At 58.5% G+C, this 12,659-nt stretch carries 11 protein-coding genes; 5 read left to right on the top strand and 6 right to left on the bottom strand.

What is annotated here, in order from left to right:
- Positions 1-54 precede the first annotated feature (54 nt).
- Positions 55-1,377: a sigma-54 dependent transcriptional regulator gene (locus TX23_RS15150; protein ID WP_057702876.1), complete on the bottom strand. Its 1,323-nt coding sequence runs from the start codon at positions 1,375-1,377 to the stop codon at positions 55-57.
- Between the two features lie 344 nt (positions 1,378-1,721).
- On the opposite strand from TX23_RS15150, the gene TX23_RS15145 reads away from it, so the two are divergent.
- The gene (locus TX23_RS15145) at positions 1,722-1,982 is read left to right on the top strand and encodes a hypothetical protein (RefSeq protein WP_057702875.1); all 261 of its coding nucleotides are present in this window, start codon (positions 1,722-1,724) and stop codon (positions 1,980-1,982) included.
- A gap of 67 nt (positions 1,983-2,049) precedes the next feature.
- Here the strand turns inward: TX23_RS15145 and TX23_RS15140 are convergent, their stop codons facing one another.
- Genes TX23_RS15140 through gnd form a run of 3 tightly spaced genes read right to left on the bottom strand, consistent with a single transcriptional unit; the run spans position 2,050 to position 5,374 of the window.
- Positions 2,050-2,874 (bottom strand): Cof-type HAD-IIB family hydrolase, encoded by an 825-nt coding sequence (locus TX23_RS15140; protein ID WP_057702874.1) that lies wholly within the window; start codon positions 2,872-2,874, stop codon positions 2,050-2,052.
- Positions 2,871-4,394, bottom strand: coding sequence for a glucose-6-phosphate dehydrogenase (gene zwf, locus TX23_RS15135; protein ID WP_057702873.1), 1,524 nt, complete (start codon positions 4,392-4,394; stop codon positions 2,871-2,873). The genes TX23_RS15140 and zwf overlap by 4 nt, the downstream gene beginning before the upstream one ends.
- Complete coding sequence (gene gnd / locus TX23_RS15130) at positions 4,391-5,374, bottom strand: phosphogluconate dehydrogenase (NAD(+)-dependent, decarboxylating) (protein WP_057702872.1); 984 nt, start codon at positions 5,372-5,374, stop codon at positions 4,391-4,393. The genes zwf and gnd overlap by 4 nt, the downstream gene beginning before the upstream one ends.
- A gap of 259 nt (positions 5,375-5,633) precedes the next feature.
- On the opposite strand from gnd, the gene TX23_RS28025 reads away from it, so the two are divergent.
- From TX23_RS28025 to TX23_RS15115, 4 genes are all read left to right on the top strand, one after another.
- Positions 5,634-5,810 (top strand): DUF6026 family protein, encoded by a 177-nt coding sequence (locus TX23_RS28025; RefSeq protein WP_157243918.1) that lies wholly within the window; start codon positions 5,634-5,636, stop codon positions 5,808-5,810.
- A gap of 154 nt (positions 5,811-5,964) precedes the next feature.
- Positions 5,965-7,707: a phosphoethanolamine transferase CptA gene (locus tag TX23_RS15125; protein ID WP_057702871.1), complete on the top strand. Its 1,743-nt coding sequence runs from the start codon at positions 5,965-5,967 to the stop codon at positions 7,705-7,707.
- A 128-nt stretch (positions 7,708-7,835) separates the two neighbouring features.
- Positions 7,836-10,073 carry a TonB-dependent siderophore receptor gene (locus tag TX23_RS15120; protein WP_057702870.1) on the top strand — a complete coding sequence of 746 codons (2,238 nt, stop codon included), beginning with the start codon at positions 7,836-7,838 and terminating at the stop codon, positions 10,071-10,073.
- Between the two features lie 141 nt (positions 10,074-10,214).
- A complete protein-coding gene (locus tag TX23_RS15115) occupies positions 10,215-10,427 on the top strand; it encodes a hypothetical protein (protein WP_057702869.1) in 213 nt (70 codons plus the stop codon).
- 101 nt (positions 10,428-10,528) lie between these two features.
- Here TX23_RS15115 and TX23_RS15110 read toward each other — a convergent pair whose 3' ends face one another.
- Positions 10,529-11,020, bottom strand: coding sequence for a GNAT family N-acetyltransferase (locus TX23_RS15110; RefSeq protein ID WP_057702868.1), 492 nt, complete (start codon positions 11,018-11,020; stop codon positions 10,529-10,531).
- A 165-nt stretch (positions 11,021-11,185) separates the two neighbouring features.
- A complete protein-coding gene (zapE, locus tag TX23_RS15105; RefSeq protein WP_057702867.1) occupies positions 11,186-12,292 on the bottom strand; it encodes a cell division protein ZapE in 1,107 nt (368 codons plus the stop codon).
- Positions 12,293-12,659 lie beyond the last annotated feature (367 nt).

Raw genomic sequence — 12,659 nt, 5'->3', positions numbered from 1 at the left:
GCGTTTTTCGCGAGCAAGCTCGCTCCTACGGAGAGCCTTGGTCCACTATCCGCCCTAGCGAATCTGGTGCTTGTGCAGCAGCCGGTAGAACGTCGGCCGGGAGATCCCCAGCACACGGGCGGCAACACTGAAATTGTCACTGTGCCGGTTGAGCACATCGCACAGCGCCTGGCGTTCGGCTCGGTGCTTGTAATCTTCCAGTGTCGCCATTGGCGGCGAAAGTGCCTGCTGGCCTTGCAGGCCAAGGTCCACGGCTTCGATCTGGCGCCCTTCGGCCAATACCAGGCCACGACGCACACGGTTGGCCAGTTCGCGCACGTTGCCCGGCCACGGGTGTTGCCCCATCGCCACCAGCGCCTCTTCGCTGAAGCTGCGCGGACGTCGGCCGGTTTCCTGACTGTAGAAACGCGAAAAGTGATTGGCCAGCATCGCCACGTCACCATGACGCTCGCGCAATGGGGCCGTGACTACTTGCAGGACATTGAGGCGGTAATACAGGTCCTCGCGAAAGGCGCCCTTCTCTACCGCCGCTTCAAGATCCACATGGGTGGCCGCCAGCACGCGCACATCCACCGAGATGGGTTGGCTGCCGCCGACGCGCTCGATATGTTTTTCCTGAAGAAAGCGCAACAGATTGGCTTGCAGCTCCATCGGCAAATCGCCGATTTCATCCAGAAACAACGTGCCACCGTGGGCTGCTTCGATGCGTCCGACCTTGCGCTGATGCGCACCGGTAAAGGCGCCCTTTTCATGGCCGAACAATTCCGATTGGATCAGATGTTCAGGGATCGCCCCACAGTTTATCGCCACAAACGGCTTGGCGTGGCGCTGGGATTGTCGATGAAGGGTCTTGGCGACCAGCTCTTTGCCCGTGCCGCTGTCGCCACGGATCAGTACCGGCGACTCGGTGGGCGCCAACTTCGACAACAATTTGCGCAGTTCGCGAATCGGGCGGCTATCACCCAACAACTCATGGGGCTCACCTACCGGCACGACACCTTTGCCCCGCAGACGCGCCATGCCAAACGCGCGCCCCATGGTCACCTGGACCCGAGCCACATCGAACGGCAAGGTGTGAAAATCGAAGAACCATTCGCAGACAAAATCTGCGACGTTCTGCAAACGCAGTACTTCAGGACTGAGCACGGCGATCCATTCGGTACCGCTGCGGCCAATCAGCTCCTTGACCGCCTCGGGGCGTTCCAGGTGACAGGGCTGCAAACGCAGCAGGCCCACGTCGCAAGAGCGATCCCCCACCGCCTGCAAGGCACAGCTGTCCACTTCCCAGCCTGCCGTGCGCAGCCCAGGCAACAGCCTGTGGCAGTCATCACAGGGGTCGACTACCAGCAAGCGGCGTTGAACAGGTGTATCAACCATGACGATTCCTTGGCGCCAATGTTATTAAAGTTATTTAGAAACAACGATTTGCGGCGCTTGCAGCTAACCCTAGCAAGATCTTGACGCTCGCCTTGTACTATTTCGCTATAAGTGTGGGCAAAAAGCCATGTGGGTGCCGTCGCGAGCGAAAAGTTGCCCGTCACTGAAACTTTCATTCAGCTTTCAAAACAGCCGCTTACATGACGTTAGTCAGGGAAAGTTAAAATTTCTTGCTCTAGCATGTGACCCGCACCCCACCATCGTGCATCAGTACAAGTAACCCACCGCACGGTCAGCCCAACCGCCGGTACTCACTTGAATGGGCATACAGAGAGAAGACCCAAATGAACGCTCCGCTGCGCATCAACGAAGCTCTTTTGATTGCAGACCGTGCCTTCCAACCCTTTCAGTGCGTGGCCTGGCACGATGGCGTTGGCGCTCTCAGCCTGAGCGTCATCGACCGTACCAACACCCGTATCGGCAGCAAACAGCTGTCCTCGACTGCCTATACCGACCCGGCCCAACTTGAAGACTTGTTGTTGCAGGCCCGCGCCGAGCTCGATAAAGATGGTCACCAGTTACAGTCCTGGGTAATGCCGAAGTAATTTAATGCGGCAACTTCCAGCCAACGCCAAACATCGGCTGGAAGTTGTGCAATAACACTTCAAGTACTTAGCGTGTCGCGAGAATAAACCGCTCGAACGCCTCGGCAGCGCCGTCTTCGACGTTGCTGCCGGTCACCACATTGGCCTGGCGCTTGACGGTTTCTTCGGCCTGGCCCATGGCAATCGACAATCCAGCCACGTGAAACATCGCTGGATCGTTGCCACCGTCGCCAATGGCGGCGGTCTGGTCCAACGGCACGCCAAGGTGCTCGGCCAGGGTTTTCAAGGCTTCGCCTTTGTTAGCCAGCATTGCGGTTACGTCCAGATACACAGGCTGCGAACGCGATACCTGAGCCAAACCTTGGACCTTGGGCTGCAACTGCGCTTCCAGCTCCACCAGCAACTGCGTGTTGTTACTGGCCGCGACAATCTTGTCGACCCGGTCCAGGTAGGGCTCGAAACTCTCCACCACCACCGGCCCATAGCCCAAGCCATCGGCTTCGCGCTGCACCATTGGCCCTGGCGGGTCACGACGCAGCCAATCGCCGTCGGCAAACACCCACACTTCTACGTCCGGCTCGGCAGAAAACAACGCCAGGGTGACCAGAGCTGCTTCTGCCGGCAAATGGTGAGCAACCAGAATGCTGCCATCCGGGTTGACCAAGGTACCGCCATTAAAGCCAGCCACCGGCACATCGATGCCAAAGGTTTCGATCAGGTGCAGCATGGCCTTGGGCGGACGCCCGCTGGCCAGGCTGAACAACACTCCGGCTTCACGCATCGCACGGATCGCGTCGGCGGTACGCTGGCTGAGGCTGTGGTCGGGGTGCAACAGCGTCCCGTCTACATCACTGAGGACAAAGCGGATGGGATGAATCGTTGCGTCACTCATCCGAGGCTATGCCAGGCACGGCCATCACGGGCCAGCAAAGCATCGGCCGCCGCCGGGCCATCTTCACCGGCCTTGTAGGCCTGGATACCGTCGTCTTGCTTCCACGCATCCAGGAACGGCTGCACTGCACGCCAACCGTTCTCGATGTTGTCGGCACGCTGGAACAAGGTCTGGTCGCCGGTCATGCAGTCGTAGATCAGGGTTTCGTAACCCGTCGAGGGCTGCATTTCGAAGAAGTCCTTGTAGTCAAAGCCCAATTCGATATTGGCCATCTCCAGGGTCGGCCCCGGCTTCTTGGCCAGCAGGTCGAACCACATGCCTTCGTTCGGCTGGATCTGGATTTTCAGGTAAGTGGGCTTGAGCTCATCGACTTCGGTATCGCGAAATTGCGCATAAGGTGCCTGCTTGAAGCAGATCACGATCTCGGTGTCGCGAATGCTCATGCGCTTGCCGGTACGCAAGTAAAACGGCACACCAACCCAACGCCAGTTATCAATCATCACTTTCAGCGCAACGAAGGTCTCGGTGCTGCTGTCGGGCGCGACGTTGGCTTCTTCGCGATAGCCGGGCAATGGCTTGCCGGCGATTTCACCGGCGGTGTATTGGCCGCGCACCGAGTTGGCCCGCGCATCTTCCAGCGACCAGGGGCGGATCGCACCGACCACTTTGGCCTTCTCACCCCTCACCGCATCGGCACCAAAGGCTGCCGGCGGTTCCATGGCGACCATCGCCAGCAGCTGGAACAGATGGTTGGGCACCATGTCGCGCAAGGTGCCGGTTTTTTCGAAAAAGTTGCCTCGGGTTTCAACGCCTACCGTTTCAGCAGCGGTGATTTGCACGTGATCGATGTAGTGGTTGTTCCAGAACGCTTCGAACAGCACGTTGGAGAAACGGCTGACCAGGATGTTCTGCACCGTCTCCTTGCCCAGATAATGGTCGATGCGGTAGATCTGCTTCTCGCTCATCACCTTGAGCAGGCACGCGTTCAGCGCTTCGGCGGTGGCCAGATCGGAGCCGAACGGCTTTTCGATAACCACGCGCCGAAAACCATCGTCCGTTTCATTCAGCAAGCCGGCACTGCCCAGGCGCTGCACCACTTCACTGAAGAAGCGCGGTGCAGTGGCGAGGTAGAACACCGCGTTGTCGGTGCCGCTATCGGCGATCTTCTGCGCGATATCCGCGTAAGTGCCGTCGTCGAGGAAATCGCCCTCGACGTAGCTGATGCCTTTGGCCAACTGCGCCCACAACGCGGGGTCCAGGGCATGTTCGGCATTGCCCCGGACTTTGCCGGCGGCTTCGGTGCGAATGAAATCCTCAAGCTTCTTGGCGAAGTCTGCGTCGCTGATGGCGTTGTGATCAACGCCGACAATGCGCAGGCCTTCGCCCAGCAGCCCGTCGCGGCTAAGGTTGTATAGCGCCGGCATGAGCAGCCGCTTGACCAGGTCGCCATGGGCGCCAAACAGAAACAACGTGGTAGGTGGAGCAGGTTCGGCCTTGGGTTTCTTGCCGTTGGCGGTCATTTTTTGGAAGTCTCCACATGGCCGCCAAAGCCGAAGCGCATGGCAGACAGCATTTTGTCGCCGTAGGTGCTTTGCTGACGGGAGCGGAAACGCGCAAACAGCGAAGTCGACAACACCGGTACCGGCACCGCTTGCTCCATGGCCGCCTCGATGGTCCAACGGCCTTCGCCGCTGTCGGCTACCGAACCGGAGTAACCGTCGAGTTTCGGGTCGGTGGCCAGGGCGTCGGCGGTCAGGTCCAGCAGCCAGGACGACACCACGCTGCCACGGCGCCAGACTTCGGCGATGTCGCCAACGTTGAGGTCAAAGCGCTGGTCTTGCGGCAGGTTTTCCGAGTTCTTGGTCTTGAGGATGTCAAAACCTTCGGCAAACGCCTGCATCATCCCGTACTCGATGCCGTTGTGGATCATCTTGACGAAGTGCCCCGAACCCGCTGGGCCGGCGTGAATGTAGCCCTGCTCGGCACGTGGGTCGGCAGAAGCCGAACGGTCCTTGGTGCGCGGGATATTGCCAAGGCCAGGGGCCAGGCTTTTGAAGATCGGGTCGAGGCGATTCACGGTCTCGGTGTCGCCACCGATCATCATGCAATAGCCACGCTCCAGGCCCCAGACGCCGCCCGAGGTGCCCACGTCCACATAGTGCAGGCCCTTTTCAGCCAGGGCCTTGCCGCGACGCACGTCGTCCTTGTAGTTGGTGTTGCCGCCGTCGATGATCACATCGCCGTCTTCCAGCAGTTCGCTCAGTGCGTTGATGGTGTCTTCGGTGGGCGCGCCCGCCGGCAACATTACCCAGACAGCACGGGGCTTTTGCAAGCCGGCCACCAGCGCTTTCAAGTCGGCAACGCCGGTGGCGCCCTCCTCGCTCAAGGCTTTGACGAAGGCTTCGTTACGGTCGTATACAACGGTGGTATGCCCATTGAGCATCAGGCGCCGCGCAATGTTACCGCCCATGCGGCCTAGTCCGATAATCCCCAGTTGCATGTGCTGATGCTCCTAACTACTAAAAAATGTGTGACATAGTTTATAGCGCAATGAGGCTAATGAGGGTTAGTCCAGAGCAGATCCGTGTAGTTTCATGACAAAAAAGTTGCCATCGTTTCACCATCACCGCCCGAAAAGTCACACGACCGCCAAAAATAAAAAAGTTCCCTTGCTGCAAAAAAGAATTCAAACTTGCTTCCGACTGTTGTCCAAACCCTGTTTGGGCAGCGCGATCTACCGGCTATTTGCGAGGTAAGCAATGAGCACAGCACAGATGACCCGCCCGCCACAGACTCTCTACGTCAGCATCCGCCGCGATGAATTGCGCCAGTTGAAGGACGAGCGCGATCAGTTGCAACAGGAAGTCCTGCGTCTGCGTTCACACCTCCAGGCCCAACTCGAGCTGCCATCCCAGGCCAAGCCGGCGCTCTGCTGACTGCGTCTGGTCAGTTTGTAAGGCAACACCTACAGAAAACTCACAAAGTTTTCACACGCTTATCCCGATACTCCCGCCCGCGATGCCGCTCACGTTCTGAGCGGCCCGATGTCGCGCGACTCTGCGCGACGATCATTGACTGATGGGGCGCTGGATGGCGATGTTCAAACGCAGCACGACGACTGCGAAAGGCTTTGATTGGGCCGGCCTTGGTTGGCTATTCCTGTTTTTCTGGTATTTCTCCGGTATTACCCAACTGCTTATCCAACTGACCGGCACTTCCGGGTTCAGTGGTTTCCGCCAGGCATTCTTCATGAGTGCGCTGTGGCTGGCGCCGATGTTGCTGTTCCCGCGCAAGACACGGCTGCTAGCCGCCTTGATCGGCGTGGTGTTGTGGGCCTGTTCCATGGCCAGTCTGGGTTACTTCTTCATTTATCAGCAAGAGTTCTCCCAGAGCGTAATCTTCATCATGTTCGAGTCGAACATCTCTGAAGCAGGCGAATACGCAACCCAATATTTTGCCTGGTGGATCGTGCTGGCGTTCATTGCCCACACCGCCTTCGCCATCTTCCTCTGGACGCGCCTGCGCCCGGTGTACCTGCCGCGCGGCCAGTCGATTGTGGCGGCCATCGCCATTGTTCTGGCCGTGGTGGGCTACCCGCTGGTCAAGCAGATCGCTACCAGCGAAACCATGGAATCGGCCCTCGATCGCTTCGAAACTCGTATCGAGCCTGCCGTGCCTTGGCAGATGATCGTCGCCTATCGCCGCTACACCGAACAGCTGGACAATATGCAGGGCATGCTCAACAGCGCCAGCCAGATCCCGCCGTTGAAGAACCTCAAGGACAGCATGGCCGGCCAGCCGTCCACGCTGGTGCTGGTGATCGGCGAGTCCACCAACCGCCAACGCATGAGCCTGTACGGTTATCCGCGCAACACCACGCCGGAACTGGACAAGCTGCGCGACCAACTGGCCGTGTTCGATAACGTCATCACCCCGCGCCCCTACACCATTGAAGCGCTGCAACAGGTGCTGACCTTCGCCGACGAAGAGAACCCCGATCTGTACCTCAAGACGCCGTCGATTGTCAGCGTGATGAAACAGGCCGGGTACAAGACCTTCTGGATCACCAACCAGCAGACCATGACCAAGCGCAACACCATGCTCACGACCTTTTCCGAACAGGCCGACGAGCAGGTGTACCTGAACAACAACCGCAACCAGAACGCCCGCCAGTACGACGGTGATGTGCTTGCGCCGTTTTCCAAGGCCCTGGCCGACACCGCCGAGCGCAAGTTCATCGTGGTGCACCTGCTGGGCACTCACATGAGCTACCAGTACCGTTACCCGCCGACGTTCGACAAGTTCACCGACCGTCAAGGCGTGCCGGCCGGTGTCAGCGACGCACAGTTGCCCACTTACAACAGCTATGACAACGCGGTGCTGTACAACGACTTCGTGGTCTCCAGCCTGATCAAGGACTACGCCAAGACCGATCCCAACGGCTTTTTGCTGTACCTCTCGGACCACGGCGAAGACGTGTTCGACTCCGCCGGCCACGACACCCTGGGTCGGAACGAAGGCAAGCCGACTGCGCCGATGTACACCATCCCGTTCATGGCCTACGCCTCACCGAAATGGCGCGAAAGCCACGACTGGAGCTTCGCCGGCGACCTGCAACGGCCTTACAGCAGTTCGCAGTTGATCCACACTTGGGCCGACATGGCAGGCTTGAGTTTTGATGAACTGGACCACAGCAAGAGCCTGGTCAGCGACAGTTTCAAGCCTCGCCCCCTGCTGATCGGCAACCCTTACGATACCAAGCAGAAGGCGCTGATCGACTTCAGCCTGATCAAGCCGAAGAAAGCCGACGGCGCCGAAGTGGTGGCCAAGTAATCAGGTGCTTCGCAATAAAAAGATAACAATCATTCTCGTTAAAACCTAAAGTTCACCAACTCCTTTCGTCTTTGAATCATGCCCTCCCACCCCCGGGAGGGCTTGAAGATGACAAGGAGTCTGCCGCTATGTTCGCGCCTTTTACCCGATCCATCACCGTTACCTTCGGGCTCTTCAGCCTTGTGCTGAGCCCGAATCTACTGGCTGAAACCGTCCCCGAAAAAGCCTCCATCAAAGCTCTGGAACTGGGCGCGACCACTATCAGCGCAGACAGCCTGGGTGCCACCACCGAGCACACAGGTGCCTACACCACCGGCTCGATGAGTACCGCCACTCGCCTGAACCTCTCTGTCAAAGAGACCCCGCAATCGATCTCGGTGATCACGCGCCAGCAGATGGATGACTTCAACCTCAATACCTTGACCGAAGTGCTGCGCCAGACCACCGGCATCAACGTTCAGCATAACGACTCGGACCGTGTCTATTACTCCTCCCGCGGCTACGGCATCAACAACTTCCAGGTTGATGGAATGCTCAACACATTCGGCTACATGAAGTCCGACGCCGACACCATCATCTACGACCGTATCGAAGTGGTACGCGGCGCCACGGGCCTGACCACTGGCGCGGGGGACCCATCGGCGACCGTCAACATGGTGCGCAAGCGCCCTACCGCCCAATGGCAGGCACAGACGGGCGTGAGTGGTGCCAGCCATGACAACTACTACAGCTACATCGATGTGGGCGGTCCGCTGGCGTTCGACGGTAGGTTGCGCGGGCGCAGCGTACTGGCCTACCGTGACAGCCGATCCTTTCGCGATAACTATGGGCTGCAGCGTGCAGTCGGCTACGGCATTCTCGAAGGCGACCTTTCAGACGATACGGTGCTGGCGGTAGGTTTTGATTACCAGGACAAGCAGGTACAGGGCACCTCCTGGGGCACGGTTCCCTACTGGAACAGCCAGGGCGACAAGGCCAGGCTGCCTCGCTCCACCAATATGGCGGCGCACTGGAGTTCCTGGCCGCTGACTGACAAGACCACCTTCGCCACCCTTGACCATCGGCTCGGCGGCGACTGGCACGTGAAGGCCGCCTATACCCATCGCCAGAGTGACACCGATGGCAAGGTTTACTACGGCGGCGCCGGTTTTCCCAACGCAGACCGCAGCGGCATGACGGCCTGGGCCAGCCATATGCGCGGTACGTCGCGAATGGAAGCCATCGACTTCAACCTGGCCGGCAGCTACACCTTGCTGGGCCGCGAACACGCATTGATGATGGGCTATGGCGAGGCCGCCCAACGTGATGTATCGCCCTTCATGCGCAGCGACCTGCCTGCCAGCTACTACCCCATCGAGGATTGGAAGCACATGGGCGGCATCGGCAAGTTCGCCGACACGGTCACTGACCTCAAGGGCGAACACAGCAAGAAACAGCAGAAAGCCGGCTACCTCGCCACTCGCCTGAGCCTTACGGACCGCTTGCACGCGGTGCTGGGCAGCCGCTACGGCAGTTGGGAGCTGGAAAACGCCACGCCCGAATACAACGACAATGATCAACTGACGGCTGCCGGCAAAACACACCAGACCCACAACGACATGTGGACGCCCTACGCAGGGTTGCTCTATGACATCACCCCGCAGTACACCGTCTACGCGAGCTACACCGATATCTTCAAGCCGCAAGACAGGCGTGACGTCAACAAGAAATACCTGGAACCGGTGGTAGGCAGCAATTATGAGGTGGGGCTCAAGGGTAGCCTACTCAATGAACGCCTGAACCTGGCGGCCGCTTATTTCTGGAGCACCCAGGACAACGTTGCAGAGCGCGATGACTCGGTCCCTCCCAACCCCGTCACTGGCGAGGAGTACTACAAGTCTGGCGGCAAGGGTAACAAGGTCAACGGCTTCGAATTGGAAGCCGCTGGCGAAATACGGCCGGACTGGAACCTGACCGCCGGTTACACCTACACACACTCGCTCAATGGTTCAGACAAACGCACCAATACCGGCCAGCCCTTAAATCTGTTGAAGGTCTCCAGCGCCTATCGCCTGCCGGGTGCATGGCGCAACCTCACCGTTGGTGGCGCAGTGAACTGGCAAAGCGAAATCCACGATTTCGGCAACCGGCCCACAGGAGCACGCAATAGCGAAGGTCGGCCGATAACCACTCGGGCGAAGATCACACAGCAGGGTTACACCGTGATCAACCTGATGTCACGCTACCAGTTCGACGAACAGGTGTCCGCCTCGGTTAACGTCAACAATCTATTTGATAAAAAATATTACGAACGTGTCGGATTCTATAATGGCGTGTACTGGGGTGACCCGCGATCTATCACGCTTGCATTGGACTGGAAACTTTAGCCCCCCCAGCGAAGTTAACAAAACTGTTAACTTCGCAGTGCCTACCCGTTAATTCCCACTTAACAAGATAGCGCCATAGTCGCTCCATGATTCTGATCAAGGACCGGCCAGACACTGATCACTCTTAATGGGAATACCGCGATGAAACTCTCGACGTTGATGCTTGCCAGCCTGATGACACTGACCTCCGCCGCTGCCTTTGCAGAGGGCGGTTCAGAGCGTTCGAAGGAGTTCTACGATAACTTCAGCTTCATTCAACAGCAAACCCACGGCGAGGCAGAGCAACGAACGGCCTCTGCCGACGGAAAGACGTTGAAGGTCGACACGGCAAGCCAGGAACAACCGAACAGTTGATTTAATGCTTAGTTAATCCGTAACACCCTGTGCCATCCCGCTCCGTTGGCAAAGGTTTATTGGGCGCCATTGAATGGCGCCTTTTTTTTGCCAACTATTTATTACAAGAGTTTGCTCCAGAACAACATACGGCCATGCTTCGGATCAAATACCGAATCATCGAAACCAAACTTGCGGTACGCCGATTGCGCCACAGCATTACCCTCCAACACTTCCAGAGTGATCTTGCAGCAGCCGCGCTGACGGGCGATTTCCTCGACTTTGTGCAGCATTTTCTGGCTCAAGCCCAAACCACGAAACCGATCCATCACCGCCACATCGTGGACGTTGACCAGCGGGCGGCAAGCAAACGTCGAGAAACCCTCGAAACAATTGACCAACCCGGCCGGTTCGCCACCAACGAACGCCAACACGCTGAACGCGTGGGGGCGCTTGGCCAGTTCGGCCGGCAGTTGCTGCAACAGATCGGCTGACAAGGCGTGGCCACCGCCCATCGGGTCTTGCGCATAATGGTTGAGCAGCAAGCCGATGGCGTTGGCGTGCACCTCGTTGGTATAGCTGGCTTGCAGCACCAGAATGTCTGGGGTGTCCATTTCCTTCCTCGATAACGACAACCAGGGATTCGTTCCCCTTTGAGAGCCTCGATTGTAAGCGTGGAGTCGGCAGTAGATGAAGGAGATTAACTACAAATATCTGACGGAAATTGCGAAGCTTGCTTGTATCAAATCGCGCAAACGGCCCTGAAGTGGCGATTTTTCCTAGACCGCAAAGCGCTGTAGTTGCATCTCCTGCAAGCGGCTCAGGGTGCGACGGAAAGGAAACGCCAGGTAGCCTTCGGTGTACAGGCATTCCAGGGGCACCCGGGCTTCGATAAAAAGTGGCACCTTGCGGTCGTAGCATTCGTCCACCAGCGCGATAAAGCGCCGCACGCTGTCATCATGCACCGACAGCTGCGGCAATTGGCGGTCTCCGGCCATCACACGCTCGGCAGCGTCCTCGGTGCCACGGGCAATCCGCCCCGGGCGCTGTTGGGCGCTGAGGTTTGGAACCTCGCCCAACAGGATGGCCCGGAAGCGATCGCACAGCAGCATGAAGTCCATCGCGGACAGGGGCTGCTCGCACAGATCGGCATAACGGCACCAGAGCACCGCGTCACTGGCCTGCACTGCCACAATGGAGCGGTAACCCACGCTTACCACGCCGCTGCTCACGCCTTGGCCTTGGCTTAATTGCTTGAACACGCAAGCCAGTGCATTGGGTTGATCCACCCAATAGCGTTGCTTACCCACACCCGGATGCAGGCGATGATCTTCACCACCGTCCACCGCTACCACTTGCATATGGCGCTGGAGCGCGTCGATGCCCGGCAGAAAACGCTCGCGATTGAAGCCATCGGCATACAGCTGATCAGGCGGCTGGTTAGAGGTGCATACCATCACCATGCCCTGCTCAAACATCACCTGGAACAACCGCCCGAGGATGATCGCGTCGCCGATGTCATTGACAAACAGTTCATCGAAGCACAACACGCGCACGTCCCGGCTCAGTTCCTGAGCCAATGCTCGCAAAGGATCCTGAGTTCCGGTGAGCTGGAACAGGCGCTGATGCACCCACGCCATGAAGTGATGAAAATGCTGGCGCCGTGAAGGTACTCGCAGGCTGTGGTGGAATTGATCCATCAGCCAGGTCTTCCCACGTCCCACCGGCCCCCACAGGTAAACCCCGGCAATTGGCGAGCGCCCCTGATGCAAAGCCTCGTGGCACGCTTGCAAGGCCTGCACCGCCCGACGCTGGGCGTCGTCAGGGACGAAGCCTTGCTGGGCGGTGGCATGCTGATAGGCAATGAGGGGCGAGTCGAAGGTCATGCCGGATGCTCTGCGAACTGATATGGGAAGGGGCTTACCAGGCAGTTAAGGCTCTGTAGGAGCGAGCTTGCTCGCGAAGAATTCACAGGCGCCGCGTTCATTCAGGAAGCACGCTTTATCGTTGACGTTTTTCGCGAGCAAGCTCGCTCCTACAGAGGGCAATGTACGCTTAGCTGATTGGCATTAGGGCTCGCCCCCGATGAACACAGGTATCTACACAACTTCGTAGCAGCCCACCGTAACCACGATGCGAGCGAGCCGCTCTTGATCTGCTCTTGATCCGAGGCGCCCCGTCAAACCACGCGGCCCGTAATCCATGGCGGATTACGGGCACACCGAGCCTAAGCGAGGTGCCACATCAAATAGA

Origin of the sequence: Pseudomonas paralactis, assembly GCF_001439735.1 — a bacterium.
GTDB classification, from domain to species: Bacteria; Pseudomonadota; Gammaproteobacteria; order Pseudomonadales; family Pseudomonadaceae; genus Aquipseudomonas; species Aquipseudomonas paralactis.
This window is presented reverse-complemented; position numbering and strand designations above follow the sequence as displayed.